Annotated in this window: 25 protein-coding genes and 1 riboswitch; of the genes, 12 read left to right on the forward strand and 13 right to left on the reverse strand. The window is 72.7% G+C overall.

Annotated elements, in window-relative coordinates:
* Together VFC33_08755 and VFC33_08760 are read right to left on the reverse strand one after the other, a co-directional pair.
* Positions 1–382, reverse strand: a 382-nt coding sequence (locus VFC33_08755; GenBank protein HZR13326.1) for a cyclic nucleotide-binding domain-containing protein, incomplete at its 3' end; no start/stop codon positions are given.
* Entirely contained in the window at positions 379–972 is a 594-nt protein-coding gene (locus VFC33_08760) for an adenylate/guanylate cyclase domain-containing protein (protein ID HZR13327.1), read from the reverse strand. The genes VFC33_08760 and VFC33_08755, both read right to left, overlap by 4 nt.
* A gap of 106 nt (positions 973–1078) precedes the next feature.
* On the opposite strand from VFC33_08760, the gene VFC33_08765 reads away from it, so the two are divergent.
* The 5 genes from VFC33_08765 to VFC33_08785 all read left to right on the forward strand — a co-directional run bounded on the left by VFC33_08765 (position 1079) and on the right by VFC33_08785 (position 7578).
* A complete protein-coding gene (locus VFC33_08765; GenBank protein ID HZR13328.1) occupies positions 1079–4552 on the forward strand; it encodes a BTAD domain-containing putative transcriptional regulator in 3474 nt (1157 codons plus the stop codon).
* A 14-nt stretch (positions 4553–4566) separates the two neighbouring features.
* Positions 4567–4980 carry a hypothetical protein gene (locus VFC33_08770; protein ID HZR13329.1) on the forward strand — a complete coding sequence of 138 codons (414 nt, stop codon included), beginning with the start codon at positions 4567–4569 and terminating at the stop codon, positions 4978–4980.
* A gap of 153 nt (positions 4981–5133) precedes the next feature.
* Positions 5134–5607 (forward strand): hypothetical protein, encoded by a 474-nt coding sequence (locus tag VFC33_08775; GenBank protein ID HZR13330.1) that lies wholly within the window; start codon positions 5134–5136, stop codon positions 5605–5607.
* A gap of 20 nt (positions 5608–5627) precedes the next feature.
* Entirely contained in the window at positions 5628–6239 is a 612-nt protein-coding gene (locus VFC33_08780; protein HZR13331.1) for a hypothetical protein, read from the forward strand.
* 64 nt (positions 6240–6303) lie between these two features.
* Positions 6304–7578: a hypothetical protein gene (locus tag VFC33_08785; protein HZR13332.1), complete on the forward strand. Its 1275-nt coding sequence runs from the start codon at positions 6304–6306 to the stop codon at positions 7576–7578.
* A 3-nt stretch (positions 7579–7581) separates the two neighbouring features.
* Here the strand turns inward: VFC33_08785 and VFC33_08790 are convergent, their stop codons facing one another.
* From VFC33_08790 to VFC33_08820, 7 genes are all read right to left on the reverse strand, one after another.
* Positions 7582–9048 carry a wax ester/triacylglycerol synthase family O-acyltransferase gene (locus tag VFC33_08790; GenBank protein HZR13333.1) on the reverse strand — a complete coding sequence of 489 codons (1467 nt, stop codon included), beginning with the start codon at positions 9046–9048 and terminating at the stop codon, positions 7582–7584.
* On the reverse strand, positions 9045–10520 hold the full coding sequence (locus VFC33_08795) for a wax ester/triacylglycerol synthase family O-acyltransferase (GenBank protein ID HZR13334.1): 1476 nt from the start codon (positions 10518–10520) through the stop codon (positions 9045–9047). The genes VFC33_08790 and VFC33_08795 overlap by 4 nt, the downstream gene beginning before the upstream one ends.
* Positions 10521–10561: 41 nt before the next feature.
* Positions 10562–11752: a DNA polymerase IV gene (gene dinB, locus VFC33_08800; protein HZR13335.1), complete on the reverse strand. Its 1191-nt coding sequence runs from the start codon at positions 11750–11752 to the stop codon at positions 10562–10564.
* Between the two features lie 89 nt (positions 11753–11841).
* Positions 11842–12702, reverse strand: a complete 861-nt coding sequence (locus VFC33_08805; GenBank protein ID HZR13336.1) for a metal ABC transporter permease — start codon at positions 12700–12702, stop codon at positions 11842–11844.
* Complete coding sequence (locus VFC33_08810; protein ID HZR13337.1) at positions 12696–13574, reverse strand: iron chelate uptake ABC transporter family permease subunit; 879 nt, start codon at positions 13572–13574, stop codon at positions 12696–12698. The genes VFC33_08805 and VFC33_08810 overlap by 7 nt, the downstream gene beginning before the upstream one ends.
* Complete coding sequence (locus tag VFC33_08815; protein HZR13338.1) at positions 13571–14407, reverse strand: ATP-binding cassette domain-containing protein; 837 nt, start codon at positions 14405–14407, stop codon at positions 13571–13573. The genes VFC33_08810 and VFC33_08815 overlap by 4 nt, the downstream gene beginning before the upstream one ends.
* Positions 14404–15324, reverse strand: a complete 921-nt coding sequence (locus VFC33_08820; GenBank protein ID HZR13339.1) for a zinc ABC transporter substrate-binding protein — start codon at positions 15322–15324, stop codon at positions 14404–14406. Before VFC33_08820 ends, VFC33_08815 begins: the two co-directional genes overlap by 4 nt.
* A gap of 90 nt (positions 15325–15414) precedes the next feature.
* Here VFC33_08820 and VFC33_08825 point away from each other — a divergent pair, with 90 nt between their 5' ends.
* Entirely contained in the window at positions 15415–15855 is a 441-nt protein-coding gene (locus VFC33_08825) for a Fur family transcriptional regulator (GenBank protein HZR13340.1), read from the forward strand.
* 54 nt (positions 15856–15909) lie between these two features.
* On the opposite strand, the gene VFC33_08830 is transcribed toward VFC33_08825, so the two are convergent.
* Genes VFC33_08830 through VFC33_08840 form a run of 3 tightly spaced genes read right to left on the reverse strand, consistent with a single transcriptional unit; the run spans position 15910 to position 17644 of the window.
* The gene (locus VFC33_08830; protein ID HZR13341.1) at positions 15910–16311 is read right to left on the reverse strand and encodes a TraR/DksA C4-type zinc finger protein; all 402 of its coding nucleotides are present in this window, start codon (positions 16309–16311) and stop codon (positions 15910–15912) included.
* Positions 16312–16370: 59 nt separating this feature from the next.
* The gene (locus tag VFC33_08835; GenBank protein ID HZR13342.1) at positions 16371–16715 is read right to left on the reverse strand and encodes a hypothetical protein; all 345 of its coding nucleotides are present in this window, start codon (positions 16713–16715) and stop codon (positions 16371–16373) included.
* A gap of 26 nt (positions 16716–16741) precedes the next feature.
* Positions 16742–17644 (reverse strand): phosphatase PAP2 family protein, encoded by a 903-nt coding sequence (locus tag VFC33_08840; GenBank protein ID HZR13343.1) that lies wholly within the window; start codon positions 17642–17644, stop codon positions 16742–16744.
* 100 nt (positions 17645–17744) lie between these two features.
* Between VFC33_08840 and VFC33_08845 the strand changes: the two genes are divergently transcribed.
* From VFC33_08845 to VFC33_08860, 4 genes are read left to right on the forward strand one after another with little or no spacing between them, the layout of a single operon-like run.
* The gene (locus VFC33_08845; GenBank protein HZR13344.1) at positions 17745–19742 is read left to right on the forward strand and encodes an acyltransferase family protein; all 1998 of its coding nucleotides are present in this window, start codon (positions 17745–17747) and stop codon (positions 19740–19742) included.
* Positions 19743–19800: 58 nt separating this feature from the next.
* Entirely contained in the window at positions 19801–21378 is a 1578-nt protein-coding gene (locus tag VFC33_08850; protein HZR13345.1) for an AMP-binding protein, read from the forward strand.
* Positions 21375–23096 (forward strand): hypothetical protein, encoded by a 1722-nt coding sequence (locus tag VFC33_08855; GenBank protein HZR13346.1) that lies wholly within the window; start codon positions 21375–21377, stop codon positions 23094–23096. The genes VFC33_08850 and VFC33_08855 overlap by 4 nt, the downstream gene beginning before the upstream one ends.
* Before the next feature lie 17 nt (positions 23097–23113).
* Entirely contained in the window at positions 23114–23620 is a 507-nt protein-coding gene (locus tag VFC33_08860; GenBank protein ID HZR13347.1) for a DNA topology modulation protein FlaR, read from the forward strand.
* Here VFC33_08860 and VFC33_08865 read toward each other — a convergent pair.
* Positions 23568–24632 (reverse strand): lysylphosphatidylglycerol synthase transmembrane domain-containing protein, encoded by a 1065-nt coding sequence (locus VFC33_08865; GenBank protein HZR13348.1) that lies wholly within the window; start codon positions 24630–24632, stop codon positions 23568–23570. The two genes, VFC33_08860 and VFC33_08865, sit on opposite strands and share 53 nt — an antisense overlap.
* Before the next feature lie 56 nt (positions 24633–24688).
* Here VFC33_08865 and msrB point away from each other — a divergent pair, with 56 nt between their 5' ends.
* Positions 24689–25099: a peptide-methionine (R)-S-oxide reductase MsrB gene (gene msrB, locus VFC33_08870; GenBank protein ID HZR13349.1), complete on the forward strand. Its 411-nt coding sequence runs from the start codon at positions 24689–24691 to the stop codon at positions 25097–25099.
* 51 nt (positions 25100–25150) lie between these two features.
* A riboswitch (cyclic di-GMP riboswitch) is annotated at positions 25151–25252 on the forward strand.
* 92 nt (positions 25253–25344) lie between these two features.
* Positions 25345–25905 carry a prepilin-type N-terminal cleavage/methylation domain-containing protein gene (locus tag VFC33_08875; protein HZR13350.1) on the forward strand — a complete coding sequence of 187 codons (561 nt, stop codon included), beginning with the start codon at positions 25345–25347 and terminating at the stop codon, positions 25903–25905.
* Positions 25906–26199: the final 294 nt, after the last annotated feature.

Here is a 26199-nt window from a genome sequence, read left to right on the forward strand (position 1 = left end):
CTGCGATGCGGCGGTTCACCGCCGGGATGCCGGCGTGGAGCAGCGCGTCGAACTCGCGGCGCGACATGGCGAGGAGCTTCATCGTCGTCAGCGACCAGACCGTCGCGACCCGAGGTCGACCGTCGAGCAGCGCCATCTCACCGAAGATCGTGCCGGGCTGCAGCGTGCCGAGCGCCACGCCGTCGCGCACCGCGACCGCTTCGCCGTCCAGCACGACGAAGCATTCGTCGCCCGGCGCGTCCTGGATCGTCAGCACCCAGTTGTCCGGTCGCCAGACCTCGGTCGTCAGCCGTCCGACGACATCGAGCTCGCGATCGGTGCAGCCCTCGAACAGCCACACGTCGCGCAACCGGTCGTGCCATGTGTGCCTGGTGAACCTCATGCGTGCTCCTCCTCGTTCTCGGATCCGTTCCTCGTGAACAGGTCGTGACGGATCGGCGTGACCGCCGCATCCGATGCCCACTCGATCTCCACCGCCCGCAGGGTCATCGACTTGCAGGAGACCTCGCGGCCGACCGAGAACACGTGACCGCTCCCCGCCGCGAGCTCGCGAACGCGCTCGATGGCGAGGATGCGACCGTGGTCGGCCGCGCTGCACAGCCGCGCCGCCTCGACGACGGGCATGCCGAAGCAGTCGCCCTGCTCGACGGTCACGTCGCCGACGCTGACACCGACCCGGACGTCGAGACGGTGGCGCGCGTCCCGGTTCGTCGTGTCGACGGTCCGCTGGATCGCAGCGGCGCCGTCCAACGCGCGGCGGACGCTCGAGAAGCGCGCCATCACGCCGTCGCCGATGGTCTTGACGACCTGACCGCCCGTGCTCTCGACCGCGTCGCGCAGCGCCCGGAAGTGCTCGCGCCGCAGCGAGTCGCTCGCGTCGTCACCGAGCCGCATGGCGATCTCGGTCGAGCCGACGACGTCGGTGAACAACACCGACAGCGTCTGCACGTCCGTCTCCTGCCTCGTCTCCATGGATGAGGTTCTACGGACCGGCCGCAAAGGCCCCGTAAAGCGGTGGAACCCGCTCTGACCAGCCGGTACGGTTCGCGCTTCGCGGCGGCTCGAACCGGGGTGGGCCATGGAGCTCCGCGTCCTCGGACCTCTCGAGGTGGTCGGCGACGACGGACCGGTCGCGCTCCGGGGTTCGAAGCCGCGTGACCTGCTGGCGCTCCTCGCGGTCCGCGCGAACAGATGCGTGGCGCCCGAGGTGCTCGTCGACGAGCTCTGGCACGGTGCACCGCCCGACAGCGCGGGCGCCGCGCTACGGGTCCACATCGCGCGAGTACGCCGCGCGCTCGAGCCCGGGCGGCTCGACGGCATGCCGAGTGGGCGCCTCCCGCTGGACGCGCACGGCTACCGGCTCGTCCTCGCGTCCGACGAGACCGACGCGTCACGCTTCGAGCAACTGGTCGGTCGCGCGCACGACGCCCGCCGGGAGGGCTATCCGGAACACGCGGAGGAGCAGCTCGCCGCCGCGCTCGAGCTCTGGCGTGGTCCCGCGTACGCCGGGATCGACGACCTCGAGCCCGTCCGCCCCGAGGCCGCGCGCCTCGACGAGCTGCGCGTGTGCGCCATGGAGGAACGCTTCGACGCGCTGCTGGAGCTCGGCGCCCACGAGCGGATCGTCCACGCGGTCCAGGCCGCGGTGGCCGTCCACCCGTTGCGGGAGCGGCTCACCACGCAACTCGTGGTCGCCCTCTACCGTTCGGGTCGACACGCGGAGGCTCTTGCCGCGTGCAGCGCGTTGGTGCGCCGGCTCGACGACGAGCTCGGCTTGGAGCCGTCGGTGGAGCTACGCGACCTCGAGCGCGCTGTCTTGTTGCAGCGACCAGAGCTCGACTGGCGCGCCCCGACGAAACCCGAGCGGTCGGTCGGCGTCGGCGCGCGTTCGTTCGTACGGGAGCGTCTCATCGGACGTGATGCGGAGCGCACGGCCCTGCTGTCGCTCTGGAACCGCTCGACACTCGGCGAGCGACAGCTCGCGCTCGTCACCGGACCGGCGGGCATCGGGAAGAGCGCGCTCGTCGAGGACCTGGCGCGCCACGCGGAAGCCGCGAACGTGCTCGTCGCGCGCGGTTGGTGCGACCCGGACCCTGTGCACGAGCTGCAGCCGTTCGTCGGGGTCGTCCAGACGCTCGCGGGACGCGTCGACCTGTCGGACGATCCGCTCTTCGACGCGCTGGTTGCGATCGCTCCTGCCCTCGGCTCCCGCGAGCGACCTGCCGACGGCGACGGGAGCGAGGCTCCGACCGAAGCGCGCCGCTACCGGCTCTTCGAGGCGATCGCGAGGCTCGTCGCCGCCGTCCATCCCGCGCCGTGTCTCGTCGTGCTCGAAGACGTGCACTGGGCCGGGAGGCCCGTCCTCCAGTTGTTGCGCCATCTCGTCCGACACGCGGACGTTCGTCGCCTGCTCGTCGTCGCGACGTGCAGGGACTCCGAGGGCACGAGCGCGCGCGACATCGTCGACGATTTGCGCCGGCTGGTGACGGAGACGGGTGGCACCGAGCTCGCGTTGCATGGCTTCGACGTCGGCGCCGTGCGCGCGCTCATCGAGACGAGCGCGCCGCCGGACATGCGCGTAGAGCTCGCCCGATGTGCGGAGACCGTACGCGACGTGACGGGTGGCAGCCCGTTCTACGTGAGGGAAGTCCTCCACGAGCTCGCGGTCGCCGACGATCGAAGTGTCGACGCCGCGACCGCGCTCGCACAGCTCGCGCCGTCAAGCGTTCGCGCGCTGGTTGGCGAGCGTGTCGCGCGGCTGACGGAACCGGCTCGCGACCTGCTGTCCGCGGCAGCGGTGATCGGGATCGAGTTCACGCTCCCGCTCCTCGCGGCTGCACTCCGGGTCGAGGAGATCGACGCGTTGGTGCTCCTCGACGAGGCGTCGAACGAGGCGCTCGTGAACCAGGCCCCGAACGCGGTGGATCGGTTCCGGTTCGCGCATGCGATCGTTCGCAACGCGATCTACGCCGGGTTGACGCGCGTCCGCCGCGCCCGGCTGCACCGCGCGATCGCTGACGCGCTCACCTCGACGCCGTACGTGCACGGTCCAGGGCACGCGGCGGAGATCGCACACCACTTCGTCGAAGCCGTGCCGACCGGCGCTCGCGACGATGCCGTCCGCTGGTCCCGCTCGGCAGGTGAGCAGGCGCTCGCGGCGGGGGCGTACGACGACGCGGTGCGGTGGCTGTCGGTCGCGCTCGAGCTGTCGGGCGGTCGTGTGCTGAGCGCTCGGGACGAAGGACGGACGCAGCACGCGTTGGGACTCGCCTACGAGGGCGGTGGTCGCGTCGATCTCGCGCGCGACGCCCACTTCCGGGCCGCGGATCTCGCGTGCGCCACGGACGACCCGGACCTCCTCGTCGATGCGGCACTCGGGATCCCGTGGGTGTGGGGGTACATCGGTCCGTACCGCGGCGCGGTGCTCGGGGTCACCGACGACGCGCTCGCCGTCGTCCCGCCGGACGCTCGCCGGGTCAAGCTCCAGGCGCGGGTGGTACAGGCCAGCGTGTTCGCCGACGCCCGCCGCGCAACACTCGCCGCCCAGGACGCGCTGGCATTGGCGGAACAGCTCGACGATCCCGGCGCACTCAACGACGGACTCATTGCCGCGCACAACGCGCTCGTCCGGGATCCCGGCGAGGTCGAAGAGCGGCTCGCGTTCGCGCGTCGGGCAGTCGCCGCGTGCCGGGCCGGTGCGCTCCGGGTGGCCGAGCTGGGGAGCCTGCGGGTCCTTCTTGCAGACCTTCTCGCGTCCGGGTTGGTCACCGAGTTCGACCGGACGCTCGATACGTTCGAGGCGCTGGCGCGACACGAGGCAGATCCTCACGCCTCCTACTGGTCCGCGGCCTTGCGCGCGACGCAGGCAACGTTCAGAGGCGAACTGACGTCCGCGGAGCAACTCGTCCGCGGGGCGCTCGTCCGCGGGGAGGAGCTCTCAGAGCCCGAGGCTCCCGGCGTCCACCTCCTGCAGACGTTCGCGATCCGGTACCAGCAAGGGCGGTTGGCGGAGCTCTCGAGCACGCTGACACGGCAGATCGATCCGGGGTCGCCGTTCCGGGCTGGACTCGCGCTCCATGTCGCCTTGCTGGCGGAGACCGGGAAGCACGATGCGGCCGTCCGGGCGCTCGACGACGTGCTCGGCGACGGAGCCGCGCCGCTCCCACCGGACGCGTTCTGGCTTGCCGCAATGTGTCTGCTCGCCGGTGCAGCTGCGGAGGTCCACGCAGCCGTCTGGCTGCAGCCGCTCGAGGAGCTCCTGGCTCGGTTCGCGGGCCAGGTCGTCGTCTTCGGACGCGGCGGCGCGGTGTTCGGCACCGTCGACCACTGGCTCGCTGAGCTTGCACTCGCGCGAGGCGACGACGACCGTGCAGTGGGCCTGTTCGAGCGCGCGTGTGCCCGCGCGCGCGAGATGCGCTTCCCGTATTGGGTCGCGGCCGCGTCGATCGGCGCCGCGCAAGCCCGTCACGTCCGCCACGCGGATGCCGGGACCGACTGCGCCGCGTTCGGTCGGCTCACCATTCGTGTGGCGCAGTCAGGCGCAAGCACATGAGACAGGGAGGAACCATGGCTGACATGACCGCGTTCGGACTCTTGACGAGCGAGCTCCATGCTCACGCGAACGATCTCATGAAGGATCCGGAGGGGCGACGGCGCCTCCAGGAGATGTACGAGCGGCGACCGATACCGTCGTTTCTCGAGATGGTGAGGGAGTTGGGTCTCGACACGTACATGACCGACCTCGAGAAGTCGTATCTGGAGCACATGAGCGCGCACGAAGTACGCACGATCCAGGACGTCACGCTCGAGGCGCTCCGCCAGAAGGACCCGGAGCTCGTCCTCGCCGGTGAGTGCGCGAAGGCCGAGAAGAGCAGGGGGGCGGGATCGCGCGCGACGGGTGACCCACCGGCGGCACCGGCGATCAACATCGTCGCGGCGACGGTGGACGGGAAGTCCGCGATCGGCATCCAGCCCGCCTAGCACCGGTCGCTCCTGCCGCGTCGAGCGCGTGAGCACGCGGCGCGGTCGTCGACGCGCGCAGCCGCACTGTGACGCGCGCCCGGCCGGGGTTCCGAGTGACGGCCCGAACCGGCGGGTAACCCTGCGCGGAACGCCGACCGTGTGGGGAGCGAGATGCTCGAACGACTGAAGGGCAAGGCCAAGGAGGTCGCCGGCTCGCTGCTCGGCGACCGCGACCTCGAGCGCCAGGGCGAGCTGCACGAGCAGAAGGCCGATGCGCAGGACGCCGCCGCGCAGCACGAGGCGCGTGCGGAGCAGGAGCGCGCCGCAGCCGACGTCACCGAGCGCGAGCGCGAGGTGCGGGCCGAGCGTGAGCGGCTCACTGCCGAGGTGGCAGCGGAGGAGCGCGAGGCGCGCGTCGAGCGTGAACGCGAACGGGCGGAGCAGGAGGCCGAGGTCCGCCACGGGCGCGAGCAGGCCGCGCTCGCACACGAGCGGCAGGTCCGGGAGACGGCGCTCGCGGCCGACGAGCACCGCGCGGCGCGGGAGCACGCCGAGCAGGCGCGCGCTGCGAACACCGCCGAGCGGCAGGCCGATGTCGCCCGGCGGGCCGCCGAGGCGCTCGACGACGCGACGCCCGACGTCTGACGGATGCGGAGGACCACCCGATGAGCGTGTTGCAGGAGATCCCGCGGGCCGCCGTCCGGTCCACGTTGTGGGCGGCCCGGTTGCCGCTGACCCTGGCCGAAGCGGTGCGCGGCTCGGATCCCGAGTGGCCACCGGCGCTTGCGTTCGACGCGCTCGCCGCCGAGGTGCGCGAGCTCGCGGGCGGCGTGCTGCGCGACGACGAGCTCGTGCGGGCCGGCCGGCTGCAGCGGGCGCGTGTCCAGGAGCTGCGGCGGGCCGCCGATCTCGACGCCGCGGCCGCCGAGACGCGTGAGGAGGCGGACGAGGAGCTGCGCGCGCGCCGTGAACGCGACGCCCGGCAGCGCGCCGCCGTCGAGCGCGAGACCCGCCAGCGCGCGCAGGCCGCACGGCGGGCCAAGAGCGAGCAGCAGGCCGGGATCGCCGCCGAGGCGCAGCGCCGCAAGCAGGCGGTGCGACGCGCCGAGACCGCGACGAAGGAACGTGTCGCAGACGAGGAGCGCGCGGCCCGTCTCGCCCGGCTGGACGCGGAGGACCAGGCGCTGCGCGAGGAGCGGCGTGCCGTCGCGGCGAGCGGCGCCGCCGTCGACGCCGACCGGGAGCTCGCGGCGCGCAAGGCGGCACGCCGCTCGTGACAAGGCGGCCCGCCGATCGTCCCAATGCCGCACGCGGCCGGCGCCGGCCGGGCACACTGAGTACGTGACCGAGACGGTGAGCCACACGTCGACGGACGGGCTGGGCCCGGAGCACCCGCGCACGGCGGCCGAGGTGCTCGCGATCACGCGCCGGCCGAGCCTCACGGTGCAGATGACGAGCCTCGCGCTACCCCTCTGGCGGACCCTCGGGTTCATGTCGCCGCCCGCACGAGAGCGACGTGCCGTTCGCTACGCGAGCGCCGAGGTCCCGATGCCCTCGTGGTCGCCCGTCACCGCCGCGCACGTGCTCGCCGACGAGATGTGTCTCGCGGCGTTCAAGCTCGTCCGCAAGCCTCCGACGATCGAGGGCTTCCGGCGGATCGAGCAGGAGGTCGACGACGCCGTCGCGATGTTCGGCGCGCGCGGCTGGCTCGACGACGTCGCGGCATACGTCGGGGAGCCGCCGCCGCTCACCGACGCCGAGCCGTGCCGCGCGTTCGCGTTCCGGACGCGGATCGAGGGCTACCGCTTCGAGAGCGGCTGGGAGCCGCACCCGGGTGAGCCCGGACGTGACCGCTGGCTCTCCTACGAGGCGAACCGCACCGCGCGGATGTTCGTCCTCCGTCACGACGACGACCGGCCGCGGCCATGGCTCGTGTACGTGCACGCGACCGCGATGGGCCGCCCCGAGATCGACACGTGGGTGCTGCGTGTGAAGCACCTCCACGAGACGCTCGGGCTCAACGTCGCGATGCCGTTGCTGCCGTTGCACGGCACGCGCGCTGCGCCGCGCGGTGTCGACGCGCAGTTCCCGACGGTCGACGTGCTCGACAACGTGCACGGACTCGCGCAGGCGGCGTGGGACGTGCGCCGGGTGCTGTCGTGGGTGCGCACCCAGGACCCGACCGCGATCGGCATCACGGGTCTGTCGCTCGGCGGGTACGTTACCGCGCTCGTCGCCGGCCTCGAGGAGCCCCTCGACTGTGTCATCCCGGGGATGCCGGCGGTCGACTTCCCGCGCGTCCTGCGTCGGCACACACCCCGCGAGGTGCGCGACCTCGAGGACTTCCGCATCCTGGGCGAGAAGAGCGACCTGCTGCACCGCGCCGTGTCGCCGCTGCTGCCCGTTCCCGCGACGCCTCGCGACCGCCGGTTCATCTACGCGGGCACCGCGGACCGGTTGCTCGACCCGCTCGAGCAGATCGTCGCGCTCTGGGAGCACTGGGACCGTCCCGAGACGAAGTGGGTGCACGCGGGGCACGTCGGTCATCTGCTCCACGACGGCGGCACGCGCTCGTTCGTGGAGGAGGTGCTCGCGCGCTGCCTGCCGCTCGACTGACGGTCAGCGCGCCGCGCGTGCGGGTGCGCGGGTCGCGCCCGCGGTCGCCTTCTTGGTCGGTGGCTTCGCCGGGGTGACGCCGGCCGCGTCGCGCAGACGCGTGACCGCGCGCTCGAAGCCGGTGGCGAGGTCCCACACGTCGGGAACGAGCTCGCGGCACGCGATCACGCCGAAGTCGACGTTCCCCATGTTGCTGAGCACGGTCAGGTTCAACCCGATCCCCTCGATGAGCGGTCCCATCGGGTAGACGGCGTCGACACGCGCGCCTGCGCAGTAGAGCGGCAGCGGCGGTCCGGGGACGTTCGACACGATGAGGTTCGCGAGCGGGCCGTGCCGGTCGGCGAGCCCGAAGTTCGAGTACACGCGCATCGCCGCGCTCACCAGGTTGGGAGACGTGTACTGCGCCCACGCCTGCAGCACGTCGACCCCGAACGCCTGCGACGACCGCTTCGAGCGCGTCGTGTCCTCGTGCACGAGGCGCAGCTGCTCCAGCGGATCGTCGACCTGGACGGGGAGCAGCGCGGTGATGATCGTCATCGCGTTCGTCACGCGCTCCTCGGACGGGTCCTGTGGGACGGCCATCGGGCACGCGGCGACGAGCGGACGGTCGGGGAGCGCGTCGTGCTCGCGCAGCCACTCGCGCAGGGACATCGCGCATGCCGCGAGGACGACGTCGTTCACCTTCGTCCCGGTCGCGTCCTTCGTCGCCTTCACGTCGGCGAGCGACACGCGTCCGTACGCGACGCTGCGGTGTGGCGTGATCGCCCCGTTGAACGGCGTGGCCGGACCCTGGCGTCGCCCGCCCGTCGCGCTGTCGGGTTGCGACCGGCGGTGGAGCTGGTGACGGACGAGACCCGTCGCCGTCTTCCACGTCGTCGCCGCGAGCCCGATCGGTCGCGTCACCAGCGACTCCAGCGCGGCCGGGACGAGCTCCACCTGCGACGGCACCCGTTCGGGCCGCCACTCCGCCGTCGCCGGCTCGGGGTGCGCGTCGGGCGTCAGGTCGAACAGGTGGACCATGAGGTCCGCGCCGGACACGCCGTCGATCGAGGAGTGGTGCAACTTCGCGACGATCGCGATGCGGCCGTGCTCCAGACCCTCGACGACCCACATCTCCCACAGCGGACGGTCACGGTCGAGCGGCCGGCTCGCGATGTTGCCGACGAGCCCGGCGAGCTCTCGCATCCCGCCCGGCGACGGCACCGCGACGCGGATCATGTGCGCGTCAAGGTCGAACGCCGGGTCCTCGACCCAGTACGGGTGGCCGAGGCCGAGTGGGACGGGCACGAGCCGCCGGCGGAACGGGGGCAGGAGGTGCAGCCGCTCGCGGACCATCTCCCGGAACCGGTCGAACGAGTAGCCGCCCGGCATCGTCGACGGGTCGAGCACGACCGTGCCGACGACGTGCATGTGCATCGCCGGCGTCTCGATGTAGAGCATCGCCGCGTCCATGCCCGACAGTCGCTTCACGGCGTTCCCCCTTCGATCGGCGTTCCCGAACTGGAGCCGTACCCGCCGGTGGCGGGTGATGCTCGGGCTGTCACGGCGAGCTCCCGGAGCTCGTCGAGCGCGTCGTGCAGGTCGGTGACGAGGCTCCGGAGGTCCGGCATGGCGTCGTCGCACGCGAGGAGCCCGACGTCGAGCCCGTCGAGATAGCTCCAGACCGTGATGTTGAGCCCCGCGTTCTCGAGGACGGGGCCGACGGAGAAGAGCTCGACGAGTTGCGCGCCCGCGACGTAGAGGGGCTCGGTCGGGCCGGGCACGTTCGAGACGACGAGGTTGACGGGCGGCCGGTGCCGGTTCGCGAGACGGAGGCGCGAGTAGGCCCGCACGGTCGCGCCGAACGGCAGCGGCGGCGTGAGCTCCGACCAGTCGGCCAGCATGGCGGGACCGAGCCGGGCGAGCTGGTCCTTGGCGGCCTGGGTGACCGCGTGGATCTCGGCAAGACGCGCGCGTGGGTCGTCGACGTGGACGGGCAGCGTCGTGAACAGGTTCGAGACGTTGTTCGCCGCGCTCGTGGGCGCGCTCGCCGGCGCGCGCGTCGAGACCGGGACGCTCGCGACGAGCGCGCGGTCGGGGAGCTCCCCGCGAGCGAGCAGGTACCGGCGCAGCGCGCCGGTACACAGCGCGAGCACGACGTCGTTGACCGTGCAGCCGAGCGCTTGCTTCAGCGTCTTGACGTCGGCCAGCGGGAGCGTCGTCGACACGAAACGTCGGCGCGGTGTGAGCGCGCGGTTGAACCGCAGCTTGGGGGTGGCGAACGGCAGCGGCGCGCTCGCGGCGCGCGCCCGGCGCCCGCGCGCGACGTTCACGAGTCCGCGCACCGTGCGCGCGATGAGGTCGGGAAGACCGGCGAGCGCGCGCAGCGCGTCGACGAGGGCGTCGACGACCAGGCGGACGCGAGACGGGACCGGCTCCGCTCGCCACCCTGGCGCGTCCCCGTCCTCCGGCCTGTCGGGCGCCTCGGGATCGCGGTCGAGGACGCCGACGAGGAGCTCGGCCGCGGTGACACCGTCGGCGATGCAGTGGTGGAGCTTCGCGACGAACGCAACCGTGCCGTCGGCGAGACCTTCGACGACGGACACCTCCCAGAGCGGGCGGTCGCGGGGCAGGGGACGGCTCGCGATCGACGAGACGACGTCGTCGAGCTGCGCCCGTGTCCCGGGGGAGGGCAGCACGACCCGTTGTAGGTGCGCGTCGAGGTCGAAGCCCGGGTCCGCGATCCACACCGGGTGGTTCAGGCGCCCGGGCACCTCGACGATCCGGCGCCGGAACGGCGGCAGCCGGTCGAGCCGCGCGCCGAGCACGTCGCGGAACCGCTCGAACGAGTACCCGCCGGGCACGCGCGACACGTCGAGGATCGCGATCTTCAACGTGTGCATGTGCTGGGACGGCGTCTCCATCGCGAGGAAGCCGGCGTCGATCCCCGCCATGCGCTCCATGACGGCCATTCTGACGCCGCGTCGACGCGTGAGCGACGGGTTCAGTCGGGCAGCATCGGTACGGAGAGGCCGTCGTCGCGGCCGAGCATGGCCGCTCGGGTGACGGCACGGGTGCCGAAGCGGTCGCGCACGTCGTCGAGCGCGGCGTCGAGCGTCCCGCGCGTCCGGCGGTCGAACGGCAGCGGGAGCTGGACGGCCTCGTCGTCGTCCAGGTTGCCGACCGACACGCCGACGAGCGTGATGCCCCGCTGCTCGATCAGGGGCGTCGCCGTCGCGAGCAGGTCACGCGCAACCGTCAGGATCGGGTCGGTCCGTGAGGTCGCGCGCGGGAGCGTGTGCGAGCGCGTCACCCGCGAGAAGTCGTCGAAGCGCAGTCGCAGCGTCACCGTCCGGCCGACGCGGTCCGCGGCGCGCATCCGTCGCGTGACGCGTTCGACGAGCCCGGCGAGATAGGTGTCGACGTCGTCGAGCGTGTGCGGCCCACGGCCGAGCGCGCGTTGTGACCCGATCGAGCCGCGCCGGCGGCCGACCGTCACCGGACGGGGGTCGAGGTTGTTGGCGAGCGCGTGCACGTGTCGGCCGCCCGCCTGGCCGAGCATGGCGACGAGCGACTCGACGCCCAGTCGCGCGACGTCGCCGACCTTGGTGATCCCGCGATCGTGCAACTTGGCGGCGGTGACGGGCCCGACACCCCACAGCCGCTCGACCGGCAACGGGTGCAGGAACTCGAGCTCGCCGTCGGGCGGGACGAGCAGCAGCCCGTCCGGCTTGGCGACCGCGCTCGCGACCTTGGCGAGGAACTTCGTGCGCGCGATGCCGACCGTGATCGGCAGCCTGACGCGCTCGCGCACCTCGCGCCGCAGCCGTGTCGCGATCTCGAGCGGCGTGCCCGCGACGCGGCGCAGGCCGCCGACGTCGAGGAACGCCTCGTCGATCGACAGTCCCTCGACGAGGGGTGTCGTGTCCTCGAACACGTCGAAGACCTCGCGGCTCGCGTCGGAGTACGCCGACATGCGGGGCGCGACGACGATGGCGTCCGGGCACAGCGTGCGGGCCTGCGCGGCGCCCATCGGCGTGCGCACACCGCACGCCTTCGCCTCGTAGCTCGCGGCGAGGACGACCCCCATCCCGACGATGACGGGCTTCCCGCGCAGACCGGGGTCGTCGCGCTGCTCGACCGACGCGTAGAACGAGTCGAGGTCGGCGTGGAGGATCGTGGCGTCGCCGCTCACGAACGCATGTTCGCACACCGACGGCGGCCGAGCAGCGATGTCAGTGACGCTTCAATGAAGCGTCAGTCGGCCCACGACCGACTCACGCTTCACTGAAGCGTGACCGACCGCCCGCGTACGTCCGCCCGGACCGGTCGGCGCCGCTGTCGCGCGTGATCCGCGGTCACGGCGGCGAGGTAGCACACCGCGGCTGCGGCCATGATCGAGAAGCTGGGCGGGAGGCTGCCGTCCAGGTAGCTGACGACCAACCCGACCCAGACGACGAGCACGGCGAGCCCGCTCGAGAATGCCAGCCCGCGCCAGGGTTTGACCGTCAGCCGCCGCGCTGCGCCGGCCGGCGCGGCGAGCAACCCGACGAGCAGGAGGGCGCCGACGGCCTGGGTGGCCTCGGCCGCGCACACACCGACGAGCGCGAGGAACGCGATCCCGAGCGCGCGGACCGGCACGCCGCGCGCGTCGGCGACGGCCGCGTCCGCGCTCGCGAACAGCAAGGGCCGCGCGAGCACCAGCACGGCGAGGCAGACGGCGAGCCCGACGGCGGCGGCGACGTAGGCGTCGTTGGCGCTGAGCCCGAAGATCGACCCGAACAGGACGCTCACGCTCTTGGTGCCGCCCGCGCTGCGTGACGACTCTGCGTAGATCGTCATGAACAGCACGCCGAGGCCGAGGACCCAGGTGAAGACGTTGCCGATGACGACGTCGTCGGGCCGGCCACGCTGGCCCAGCACGCCCATCCCCGCGCCGACCGCCACGGTCGCGACGAACAGGCCGACGCGCGGGTCGACGCCGAACGCGAGCGCGGCGAGCGCGCCCGTGAACGCCACGTGGCTCAGCGCGTCGCCGCTGAACACCTGGCTGCGCAACACGACGAAGTACCCGACGGCGCCGCACGCGGCCGCGATGAGCGTCCCGGCGAGGAACGCGTGCTGCATGAACGGCGCGGTCAGCACGTCCGCACCCCGAGTCGCGATGCGGCGTGCGCGAGCACGTACACACCGAACGCGAACGTCGTGATCCAGAACCCGATGGGGTACGACGAGAAGTACCCGATTCCGAGCCCGAGCCACGTCACCGCGACCGCGAGGACGACCGACAGGACGATCCCGCGCCCGGGGCGCGACGTCAGGCGCTGCGCCGCGGCAGGTGGCGCGACGAGCAGCGCGAAGACGAGGAGCGACCCGGTGATCTGGCTCGCCTCGGCCACCGCGACGCCGAGGACCACGAGGAAGAGCGCGGACACGAGGCGTACGGGGAGGCCGCGCGCCTGCGCGACGTCGGCATCGACGGACGCGAACAGCAACGGCCGCGCGAGTGCCGTCAGTGCGGCGAGCGCGACGGCCGCGACGACCGCGAGCGTCACCACCTGTGCGCTCGTGATGCCGAGGAAGCTCCCGAACAGCAGGGCGTTCGTCTCGGTGAGGAGCCCCGCGTAGAGCGTCGCGAACAGGAACCCGCACGCGAGCGCGAACGCCTGCACGGTGCCGATCGCGGCCGACTCCTCGCCCCGCGCGCGTCCTCGCCCGGTGGACGCGGCCGCGATCACGAGCGCCGCGGTCACGCAGAACGCGTAGTAGCCGAGGTTCGCGCTCACGCCGAGCCAGACCGCGCCGGCCGCGCCCGGGAAGCCGACGAGCGCGAGCGTGTGACCGGCGAACGCCTCGCGGCGGAGCACCATGAACCAGCCGATCGCGCCGGCGAGGACGGCCACGACCGCTCCCGCTCGCAACGCGTTCACCATGAACTGGTGCTGGAGGAGCTGGCGCACGTCGTCGACGAGGTTCCACGACAGGTGCGCGACGTCCGCGCCGAGCAGCGCGCTCACGGATGCGGGTGTCCCGCGACGCGGTGGAGGTCGGGATGGTACGTCGCGACCTCGGGCTCGCCGACGACGACGAGCCGGCCGTCGCTCGCGTGCAGCACCTCGATCGGGGACCCGTAGAGCCGCGTGAGCGTGTCGCTCGTGATGACGTCCTCGGGCCGTCCACACCGCGCGCCACCACCCGCGAGGTACACGACGTGGTCGAGCGCGCCGACGATCGGGTTGACGTCGTGCGCGACGATCACGACGGTCACGCCCTGCTCGCGGCAGATCCGCTCGACGAGCGCCGCGACGCCGGCCTGGTTCGCGAGATCGAGGCTGTCGAGGGGTTCGTCGAGCAACAGCAGCGCGGGATCGCGCGCGAGCGCCTGCGCGATGAGGAGGCGCTGCTGCTCGCCACCGGAGCAGTCGCCGATCGGCCGGTCGGCGTAGTCGCCCGCGCCGACGAGGTCGACGAGCTCGGCGACACGCCGCCGGACGGCCCGGTCGCGTCGCGTACGGGGAAGCGGGATGCCCCACCGGTCGCCGTCGACGCCGAGACGCACGACGTCGACGCCACGGATCCGCAGGCCGGGGTCGAAGCTGCGGCGCTGGGGCAGGTACCCGATCTCTTCGCGCGCGTCACCGGGTGGTCGGCCGAGCACGCGGACGGTTCCGGCCGCGACGGGCACGACGCCGAGCAGGACCTTCAGCAGGGTGGACTTGCCGACGCCGTTCGGCCCGAGCACCGCGACGAGGTCGCCGCGCGCGATCTCGAGGTCGACGCCGCTCCAGATCGTTCGGTGGCCGACGCGCACGGCCGCCCCCCGGATCGTCACCGCGGCGTCGGCCGTCATCGGTGCACCGCCGTCGCGAGCGCGTCGCGCAGTGCAACGAGTTGGCGCGTCTGCCATGCCTCGAACGTCGCTCCGCGAGGTGTCAGGGTCTCGGTCATCCGGACGACCGGGATGCGTTCGGTGCGTGCAGCGTCGACGAGGCGCTGCACGTCTGGAGTGGAGTTCTGCGGGTTGAACACGAAGACCGCGATCTGCCTGCCGGTGATCTGGCGGTCGGCCGTCCGTTTGTCAGACGCGCTGGGGTCGTTGCCCTCGGAGATCGCGTCGAGGAAGGGCACCGGCGTGGCGAGGCGGACTCCGAGCGCAGGGACGATCGGCACGACGATGCTCTCCGAGGCTCCGATCGCGACGCCACGGAACCGATCGCGAATGGAGGCGATCGTGTCGTCGTACGCGCGCAGCCGCGTGTGCTCGAGGGTGTCGCGCTGTTGCTCGTAGTAGGCGGCGTGAGCCGGGTCGAGGCGGCCCAGGTCCCGCGCGACACGCGCGACGAACGCGTGGACCGACGCGGGGGAGTACCACTGGTGGGGATTGCCGCCCGCGTGCACGCCGACGAGATCGCCGACGTCGAGGACGACGCGCCCGCGCTCGGGGTTCGCCGCGAGCAGCTTGCGGGCCCACGCGTCGTACCCGATGCCGTTCACCACGACGTAGTCCGCGGTCGCGAAGCGGCGCGCGTCCGCGGGGGTGGGCTCGTAGTCGTGGGGATCGACGGCGGGGTTCGTGATGATGCTGGCCACGTCGGCCTTCGTCCCGGCGATCTGTGCGACGAGGCTTCCCCAGGTGTTCTCGGCCGCGACGACCGCGAGCCGCCCGCCCGCCCCGGCCGACGGCGAGCCGCCGACACGGCAACCGCCCAGCGCGACGGCGCACGTCGCGAGCAGGGCGGTCGCGAGGGGAATGAGGCTCGTTCTCACCATGGCGAACGTACGAGACTGAGTCTCATTCGGTCAAGCGAACGAGAACCAACCTCATTTCACCGGTGACGTGCACGCTATGATCGCGAGGTGTCGCCCGACGTCCACGAAGCCGCAGGCGCGCGGCTGCGCGCGCTGGACGGCCGCTACACGGACGCGCGACGGAGGCTGGTCGAGGTCCTCGCCGCGGCCGGGCAGCCGTTGACGGTCGGGGAGATCGTCGAGCGCAGTGCACTCCCGGTCAGCTCGGTCTACCGGAACCTCACGGTGCTCGAGGAGGCCGGGCTCGTGCACCGGCTCGCCGGTCACACCGAGTTCACGCGCTTCGAGCTGGCGGAGGACCTGCTCGGCCACCATCACCACCTCGCGTGCACCGCGTGCGGCGCGATGACCGACGTCCGCCTGCCGGCGGCCGTCGAGGCGGAGCTCACCCGTGCGCTCGCGCGGGTCGCGCGCCGTCAGCGGTTCTCGATCGACGCGCACCGGCTCGACGTCGTCGGCCTCTGCGCGTCCTGCGCGACGACGGGCTGAGGAAGCGCCCGGCGATCCCGGGGGACCGCCGGGCGGCAACCGGTGAGCGGGACGTCAGCGACCCGACGCGCGCGACCGCTCGCACGGCACGCAGTTGCGCGCGTGGGGAATGACCTCGAGGCGGGCCGCGAGGATCGTCCCGCCGCAACGCGCGCAGCGGCCGTACGACCCGTCGTCGATGCGCGCGAGCGCGTCGTCGATCTCCTGGAGCGCCTCGCGGCCGCGGGCGTCCAGGTCCTCGAGGAGCTCGCGCTCGAGCTGCTCGTCGGCGTCGGTGACCGTCGCGAGATCGTCGAGCGCTTCGACGCGCTGCGACGACTGCTGGAGCAGCGCGTGGCGCTGCTCCACCAGCAGCTCGCGGAACGTGTCGAGCGTCGCCGGGGTGACCTCGCCGTGCGAGGCATCGGCAACGCCGGGAACGTCGGCGCGCCGGGGCGCCGCGGGGGACGCGTGCATGGGGAACCTCCTGGTGTCGCGCGCGCGACGAGCGCGCGGAACGGGCCTGAACGGAGCGGTCAGGCCGCGGGAGGCGCGCCGAGGAGGAGCGATCGCCAGTCGTCGCCCGCGTCCCAGAGGACCCGGCGCGACGGCACGACGTGGAGGCGCCGGTGTGCGAGCGTGAACGCGGCCGCGACGGCCACCGACGCGACTGCGACGGCGGGCTCCCACGGCGTGCTGACACCGGCGCTGCGCAGCGCGCGCACCGCAGGGACCGGGACCGCGACGTGGTGGTCCGGCGACGTGTGACCCGTGTGCGCGGCTGCGCGGTGGTCCTCGGCCGCGACGCGCACCGCGATCTGCGTCGCGAGCGCGCCGAGCGCGAGCGCGACGATCGGGAGGAGGATCCGCCGCCGAACCATGCCTCGATGGTACCGGAACCGTTCCGTCAGACGCGTTCGAGCTCGTCGCGCTCCGGAACACGCGGCGGGTCGAGCGCGACGCCGCGCAACACCGCGAGCAGCGTCGCCATCGCGACGAGCACCGCGCCGGTGATCGCGGCCGCGGCCGCCGCGAACGCGCCGCCGAGATCGACGGTGTCGACGTCGTTGCGACGGATGGCGACGACCGTTACCGCGAGCCCGACGAACGCGATCACGAGCAGCGCGAGGCCCGCGGACGCGAACCACGGTGTGGCGCTCGGCCCGCGCGTCTCGCGCCGCTCGTCGAGCCCGCGACCGATGAAGACGGTGAGGACGGTGGACGCCCACGCCGTCACGACGAGGACCGCGCCGATCGGGTCGCTCGCCCGGTGGCTCGCGGTCGCGACGACCGCGACGCCGATCGCTCCCGCGTAGAGCGCGCCCAGCATCCCGACGAGGCTGCGCCAGCGGCTGGGCGCGACGAGCACGGCGCCGACCGCGAGCGACATCGCCACGGTCGTGTGGCCGCTCGGGAACGACGGCGTCCGACCGAGCGCGTCGACGACGCCGAGATCGGGCCGGGGCAGCACGAAGTGCTTGAGGATCTCCGACGTGAGCGTCGCCCCCGCCATCACGATCCCGGCGCCGACGGCGAGACGGGGCCGTCCCCGTAGCAACGCGACGAGCACGATTGCGCCGCCGAGCAGCGCGACGGACGCGACGTCGATCGTCGTCAGGAGCCGGTGGGCGGCGTGCACGGTCTCGATCCGCAGCGCATGACGACCCCGGACCGCGGTCGCGTCGAGCCGCTGGCCCCAAGCGGTGCGGACCGCGAACAGGTAGAGCGCGACGAAGAGGAGGACGGAGACGGCCGCGGTCGTCTCCAAGGCCCGCTGCTTCACCGCGCGGGAGGCCGGCTGGCTGCTCATCGGGGTTCTCGGGACGCTAGTGCGCAGGCGCCGACGCGGTGACCGCGGGTGGGTGCCCCGGTCTCGACCGTCGGTGGGCGATCCGATACAACGTTCGCCGATGGCCTCACGCCGGGTGCGGATCCCGTATGTCGCCGCGCTCGACGGCGTGCGCGGCGTCGCGGTCGCGGGTGTGCTGCTGTTCCACGGCGGGCACCTGACCGGTGGGTACCTCGGCGTCGACCTCTTCTTCGTCCTGTCCGGCTTCCTCATCACGTCGTTGCTCCTCGCGGAATCGGAGCAGACGGGCGAGATCGCGCTGCGTGGCTTCTGGTCGCGCCGCGCCCGTCGGCTGCTCCCCGCGCTCGGTGCGATGCTCGTCTTCGTCGTCATCTACGCGACGTTCGTCGCCGCGCCCGCGGAGCTGTCACGAATCCGTGGTGACGCCCTCGCGACCATCGGCTACGTCGCGAACTGGCGTGACGTGCTGTCGCACTTCGACTACTGGGCGCTGTTCAGCGCGCCATCGCCACTCGAGCACACGTGGAGCCTCGCGATCGAGGAGCAGTTCTACGTCGTGTGGCCGCTCCTGTTCACCGCGGTCCTGTGGTGGGGCGCGCGTCGCGGGAGCGGGCGGCGCGAGGTGCGCGCGACGGCGAAGCGCATCGTGGCGCTCTCGGCCGTGCTCGCGGTCGCGTCCGGGTTGCTCGGGTTCGTCCTGTACGAGGCGGTCGGGACGAACCGCGTCTACTACGGCACCGACACGCGCGCCGCGGCGATCCTCCTGGGCGCGGGCCTCGCCGCGTTGCTGGCGCTGCGAGGACCGGCGCGGACCCGCGCGGGCCGGTGGCTCGTGGAGATCGTCGGGCTCGGCGGGGTCGCGGTCCTCGCGTACGCGTGGGCCGCGCTCGGCGGCGCGAACCCGCGTCTGTACGAGGGCGGTCTGTTCGCGTGCTCGCTCGCGGGCGCGGCCGTGATCGCGGCCGCGACGCATCCGCAACCGGGCCCGATCGCGCGTGTGTTCCAGCTCCGGCCGCTCGTGCTGCTCGGGCTCATCAGCTACGGCGTGTACCTGTGGCACTGGCCCGTGTTCGTGTGGGTCGACGCGCAGCGCACCGGTCTCGACGGCTGGACGTTGTTCGTCGTGCAGGTCGCCGTCACGCTCGCGATCTCGATCGCGTCGTTCTTCCTGCTGGAGCGGCCCATCCGTCACGGCGCACTGCGCGCCCCGCAGTGGCGCGTCATCACGCCCGTCGCGGCGACGGCACTCGTCATCGCCGTCGTCGCGTCCACCGCCGGCTACGTCGCACCCGTCGACAGCGCGACCGCGACGGCAGCCGCGACGCAGGGCTCGCTCCCGAGCGCCATCGCGGCGGCACGCGCGTACCCGGCAGCGATGCGCGTCGAGGTGGTCGGCAACTCCGTCGCGTTCTTCCTCGCCCGCGAGGGCTTCGGCGCGATCCAGACGGAGCCGCGCATGGTCGTGCACAACGGCGCGTTCCCGGGTTGCGTCTATCCCCCCAGCCCGTACACGCGCACCGACGCGAACAGCCCGCGGCATCCCACGGTGAACTGCAGCGCGTACTGGGCGAACGACATCGAGCAGTTCCGTCCCCAGGTCGTGTTCCTGACGTTGGGTGACACCGCGGGCCAGTACCTCGTGAACGGTCAGTGGCTCGAGCCGTGCACGGCCGGGTACGCGCGCTGGTTCGAGAGCGCGACGCACGACGCGATCGACGTGCTCACCAAGCGCGGTGCGCACCTCGTCATCGCGACGACGGCACCCAACCAGATCTTCGGGCAGCCGGACACCTTCTACAAGGAGGCGGCCTGCGTCAACGACCTCGAGCGCAAGGTCGCGGCGAACGATCCGCGCGTCTCCGTCATCGACCTCGCGGCGTACATCTGCCGGGCGAACGGCACGTGCCGTCAATTGCAGAACGGCATCCGTCTGCGTCCGGACTCGGTCCACTACCGCCATGAAGGCGCGCGGATCCTCGCGACCTGGATGTTCCCGCAGCTCGGGTTGAGGACGGCGGACGGAAGGCCGGGCTGGGTCGTGTCGAACGGCTCACCGCCACTCCCCGCGTTGCAGCACGTCGGCGCCGGCGCCGACTGACTCCGCGCGCCGCGTAAGGTTTCCGCGCCTCACGCACACGCGACGCGAAAGGACGGGGATGGCGCAGCGCGACTGGATCACCGACGCGCGAACGTTGTGGGAACTGCTCGAGCAGCGCGCGAATCGCGACGGTGAGCGCGTCATGCTCGTCGACGAGCAGGAGCGCAGCGTGACGTTCGCCGGGTTCCGCGACCGCGCGCTGCGTGTTGCCGCCGGGCTGCGCGACCTCGGGATCGGTGAGGGGACGCCGGTGTCGTGGCAGCTCCCGAGCCGGATCGACACGATCGTCCTGTCGATGGCCCTGTCGCGCCTCGGCGCGGTGCAGAGCCCGATCATCCATCTGTACCGCGACCGCGAGGTCGGGTTCGCGCTGCGCCAGACGGGCTCCGCGCTGTTCGCCGTCCCCGGCGTGTGGCGCGGGTTCGACTACCCGGATCTCGCGCGCCGGGTGACGGACGGCATGGAGCAGCCGCCGCGCGTGCTCGTGGTGGACGACGGGCTCCCCGAAGGCGACCCGTCCTCGTTGCCGCCCGCGCCCGACGTCGCGGCGGGCGAGGACGCGCCCGTGCGCTGGATCTACTACACGTCCGGGAGCACCGCGGATCCGAAGGGCGTCCGCCACACCGACCAGACGCTGATGGCTGCGGGCCGCGGGCTCGCACACGCGCTCGACATGTCACGCGACGACGTCGGCAGCATCGCGTTCCCGTACGCGCACATCGCGGGACCGGACTACCTCGTGATGATGCTCACCGTCGGGATGGGATCGGTCGTCGTCGAGGCCTTCTCGATGGACGTCCTGCCGTTCTACCGGGAGCACGGCGTCACGATGGCGGGTGGCAGCACCGCGTTCTACGTCGCGTTCCTCACCGAGCAGCGCAAGCACCCGGGCGAGTCGATCCTGCCGTCGCTGCGCATGCTGACGGGCGGTGGCGCGCCGAAGCCGCCCGAGATCCACTACGAGGTACAGCGCGAGATCGGTGGGCGGGGCGTCGTGCACGGCTACGGCATGACCGAGGTGCCGATGATCGCGAACGGCTCGCCGCACGACACCGACGAGCAGCTCGCGAACACCGACGGCGCCCCGATCCTCGGAGCCGAGATCCGCGTCGTGAAGCTCGACGGCACGATCGGCGGTCCCGACGAGGAGGGCGAGATCCGCGTCCGCGGCCCGATGGTGATGCGCGGCTACACCGACGCGTCGCTGAACGGCGAGGCGTTCGACGACGAAGGGTTCTTCCGGACCGGGGATCTCGGGAAGCTGCGCGCGGACGGTCACGTCGTCCTGACCGGCAGGCTGAAGGACGTGATCATCCGCAAGGGCGAGAACGTGAGCGCGAAGGAGATCGAGGACGTCCTCTACACGCATCCGAAGGTGGAGGAGGTCGCGGTCATCGGCTTGCCGGACCGAGAACGCGGCGAACGCGTCTGCGCCGTCGTGCAGGTGGCCGCGGACGCCGACGTGCTGACGTTCGACGAGATGGTCGCGTTCTGCCGCGAGGCCGGCTTGATGACGCAGAAGATCCCGGAGCAGCTCGAGGTCCGCACCGACATGCCACGCGCCTCGATCGGCAAGATCGTGAAGACGAAGCTGCGCGCCGAGTACGCCGAGAAGCCCTGGACGCCGCGGTCGTGACGCGCGCCGCGCGCGTTGCGGCGGTGCTCGCAGCGGCGCTCACACTCTCGTTCGCGGCGGCGGCCGCACCCGGCGGCGCCACGCCGGTGCCCTCGCCGCGTGCACCGACGCGCGCCGCGGCGACGCGCGTCGCGGTGTCGACGCCGACCGCAGTCGGCCGGCGCATGTCACTGCGATCGCGCGTCCCGTCGTCGGTGCACGCGGCCTCGACGACGAGCCCGTTCGTCGCGACCGAGTATCCGTGCACGGGCGCGTCGCAGAGCGAGGTCGTCCCGAGCGGCGTGCACGCGCTCGCGGTCGAGATGTTCGGCGGTGACGGTGCCGCGACCGCCGGCGCGGCCGGCGGCAAGGGCAGCTTCGTGACGGCCTCGTTCGCGGTGACACCCGGCGAGACGCTCGCGCTCGACGTCGGGTGCGCGGGCGTGGCGCCGTCCGCCGGCGCGCCGCGTGGCGGCACGGGCGGCTTCGGGTACGCGACCGGGGGCGCGGGCGGCGCAGGTGTGGCGAACGGCGACGGCGGCGCGGGTGGTGGCGGCGCCTCCGCGGTGCGGCGCGCGACGACGCCGCTGCTCGTCGCGTCCGGCGGTGGCGGCGCGGGCGCGGGGGCCACGGGCGCGGGCACGGGCGGCGACGGCGACCACGCGGGCGAGTCGACGACGGCGGGCGCGCCGGTGAGCGGCGGCGCGGCGGGCGCCGGGTCGGTGCCCGGTGCCGGCGGTGTGCCGGGCGGCGCGGGAGGGTCGGGCGCGGCCGGGGGCGACGGCGGCTCCACGGGACTCGCGCCCGTCGGCGGCGGTGGCGGCGGCGCGGGTGCGGCGGGTGGTGGTGGCGGCGGCTCGGGCGACTCGGGGACGTCGGTCGGTGCGGGCGGTGGCGGCGGCGCGAGCGCGTCGCCGAGATCGGGCATCGCGTACGGGGCGGGCGGGACCGGCAACGGCTCGGCCGGCGACGGCGCGCTCGTGACGGTCTCGGTGCAGCCCGTCAGCCAGATGCGCTACGAACCGGGCGCGAGCGCGTACCGCGGCGTCGCGTCGGCGTTCGACTCGTCGGGCGGCTACGTGGTGGACGGGAGCGGCGCGGTGACGACGTTCGCGCAGGGCGGTGACCCGGCGCCGCCGGCAGCGACGGGGATGGCGCGCTGGTCGAGCTGGGACATCGTCCGCGGGATCGCGACGATGCCGGACGGTCACGGCGGCTTCACGCTGGACGGCTGGGGTGGCCTCCACCCGTTCGCGATCGCCGGATCGAGCCCGCCCGCGATCAGCGGCGCGGCGTACTGGAAGGGATGGGACATCGCGCGCGGCGTCACGATCCTGCCCGACGGCACCGGCGGGTACGTCGTCGACGGATGGGGTGCACTGCACCCGTTCGCGATCGGTGCGAACCCGCCCCCGCCGCGGTTGACGAACGGACCGTCGTGGCGGGGATGGGACATCGCGCGCGGCGTGACGATCGCTCACGAGCTCGGGAGCGAGCTCGGCGGCTACGTGCTCGACGCGTGGGGTGTGCTGCATCCGGTCGGCGCGCTGGAGCTGCAGGTGACCGGGGGAGTGCTGCGTGACTACGCGGTGCCGCCCGCGACGGGCGGCGCCTACTGGCGCGGGTGGGACATCGCGCGCGGCGTCGTCGCGTTCCCGGCGGGGAGCAGCAGCTTCGGCGGGGTGGTGCTCGACGCGTGGGGCGGTCTGCACCCGTACGCGTCGGCCGGCGTGCAGTAGCGCGCGGGCGCTCGCCGATGCAGCGCGTCGTCGTGGTCGGCTCGGGTGGCGCGGGCAAGTCGACGTTCAGCCGGCGCCTCGGCGCGCTGACTGGTCTGCCCGTGGTGCACCTCGACGATCTGTACTGGCGGCCCGGTTGGGAGCCGACGCCCGTCGACGAGTGGCGTGCCGTGCAGGCGCGTGTGGTTACCGAACCGAGGTGGATCGTCGACGGGAACTACTCCGCGACGCTCGACGTGCGGCTCGAACGCGCCGACACCGTCGTGTTCCTCGACTTCCCGCGCGCGTTGTGCCTTTCACGCGCGCTGTGGCGTGTCGCGCGCAACCACGGTCGGGCGGTGCAGGCCGCGGGCTGCCCCGAGCGGTTCGACGGCGAGTTCATCCGGTGGATCTGGTTCTATCCGACGCGCAGCAGGCCGCGTGTCCTGGACGCGATCGCCCGCCATCGCTCGCATCTCGACCTCGTCTGCCTCACGCGTCCGCGCGACGCGCGACGTTGGCTCGCTTCCTCCGGCGACGGATGACGCGCAGTGTCGGCAGCACCAGCGCGCCCGCGAGCGCGGGGAGGAACGTGCCCAGCCCGCGATACGCGAGCGCGCCGGCGAGCGCCGTCGCGTGGTGGACGTCGTAGGACGACAGCACCGCAGGCAGCGCGGTCTCGACGACGCCGAGCCCCGCGGGCAGCAGCGGGACGCCGGTCGCGAGCACCGCGACCGTGTACGCCAGCAGCAGCACGTCCGGCCGCACGACGGCGCCCGCGGCGACGAGGCAGAAGAACAGGCACAGCCCGTCGCACGCCCACGCGGCCAGCGCGATCGCGACGACGACCACCACGTCGGTGCGCGTCGGTGTGATCGTGCGCGCGTCCGTGTACCAGCGCGACCCGCGCGCGCGACGCTCCTCGACCGGGACTCGACGATCGTGTGGCGCGAGCACCCCGAGCCGGACGCTGACCCATTGCACGACCGTCTCGCGCCGGGCGAGCGCGATGACGAGCGCGAGCACGAACAGCATGAAGGCCGCGACGCCCAGCAGCGTGCCGCGCTCGTCGCCGGGAACGTCGCCGACCGTGGAGGCCACGAGGATCGCGCACCCCGTGATGAGCCACAGCGTCCCGTTCGCGTACCACTCCGAGAAGATGAGGGTGAGCGCGGCGCGCCGCCGGGTGAGACCACGGCGGGTCAGCTCCGCGCTCGCCAGCACCATCCCCTCGGCCGGCGACGCCGGCGTGATCAACCCGAGCCCGAACACGACGAGCCCCAGTCGCAGCGCGGCGTTGGGTGCGAGGTCCGCGTCGCGACCGGCGAGCCGGTGGAGCTGCCACGACAGCAGCACGTAGCTCGCGGCCTCGGCCCCGATCCCGGCCAGCAGCCACCGGCCGTCGACGTCGGCGAGCGCGTCGCTCGCGTCCGAGAGCCCGCCCGCGAGCTGGATCGCGACGAACAGCGCGAGCCCGGCGAGCACGAGCCCGATCACGAACCGGAACAACGTGCGCCGTCGCGAGCGTTCGGTCGGTTCGTCCGCGCCGGTGATCACGACTGCGGGCCCTCGCGCGGCAGGGCGCGCGTCAGACTTGGGCCGAGGAGGTCGTCATGGCACACGAGATCACGAAGACCGACGACGAGTGGAAGCAGGAGCTCGGCGCCGAGCGCTACCACGTGCTGCGCCAGGCGGGGACCGAACCGCCGTTCAGCGGCGAGTACGTGCACACCAAGGACGACGGTAGCTACCGGTGCGCCGCGTGCGGTGCAGTCCTGTTCCGCTCGGACGACAAGTTCGACTCGGGCACGGGCTGGCCGAGCTTCACGCAGCCCGCGGTCGCCGACGCGCTCGAGCTCGTGGAGGACCGCAGCCACGGCATGGTCCGCACGGAGGTGCGCTGCCGCAGGTGCGGATCCCACCTCGGGCACGTGTTCGACGACGGCCCGCGCCCGACCGGGCTGCGGTACTGCATGAACTCGCTGGCGCTGGAACTCGATCGGGACGCCGACCACACAGGGTGAGATTCCGCTCAAGCCCCTGGTAGCGGGCACCGATAACCAGCTCAGCGAGTCTCAGGAAAAAGGCAAACCCGCCGGGAGGCGGGGACGCAAAGTCACGGGGCCCATCCCGCCTCGCCGACGACGGCGTGACGGACGGCCGGCCGGACTACCCCGAGGACGTGAACCCCGGTGACGGGGGGAGCCCGACGGGCGAGACCACGGACTCGCACCCGGAACATCCCGACCCATCACAAGGGGGCACGCGAGTGCTGCAGAACACCCTGAAGAACCTCAGGGCCCGTCGTGACGGGGAGGAGGGGTTCACGCTCATCGAGCTCATGGTCGTGGTGCTGATCATTGCCATCCTCATCGCCATCGCCATCCCCACCTTCCTCGGTGCGAAGAGCCGGGCCCAGGACAAGCAGGCACAGTCCGACGTGCGGAACGCGCTGACGGCTGCGAAGACGGTCTTCACCGACGCGCAGACGTACGCCAACGCCACGGGCACGGCGACGAACCCGAACACGAGCACGGCGGGGATGTCGCAGGTCGAGCCGTCGTTGAACTACGACCTGACGCAGTCGACGGACCCGAAGACGGTTGCCGTCGAGGCGATCTCGACGGGCGCGAACGGTTCGACGTACGACGAGATCCTCCTCGTCGCCCGTTCGAACGACAACAAGTGCTGGGCGATCAGCGACATCCAGGGCGCCGCGGCGCCTCAGGGTCGCACCGTCGGCACGGCGTACGCGTCGTTCGGTGACACGAACGGTGCGTGCACGCTCCAGGCGGCGAGCAACGCGACCTGGGCGAGCGCCTGGTCGTAACCCGAACCCGACCAACGCCGAACGAGAGGGCCCGGAGGTTCGCCTCCGGGCCCTTCGGCGTGTGCGGGGAAATCGTCGCAGGATTCGCGCGCACCGCGTTCAACCTTTGCGCTGCGCACGCCGATACCCCACCTGTCGTCCCGCTCTCTCCGGAGGAAGAACACTCCATGGGTGCACTGCAGATCATCGGACTCGTCGTCGTCGCCGGCCTCATCGGGCTGCTCGTGAAGATGCGCCGCTCGAACAGCGCGCCGGCGACGCGTCGCACGCGCTGACGCGCGCGAACACGGTCGC

Source organism: Acidimicrobiia bacterium, assembly GCA_035651955.1.
In the GTDB taxonomy this organism is placed as follows: domain Bacteria; phylum Actinomycetota; class Acidimicrobiia; order IMCC26256; family JAMXLJ01; genus JAMXLJ01.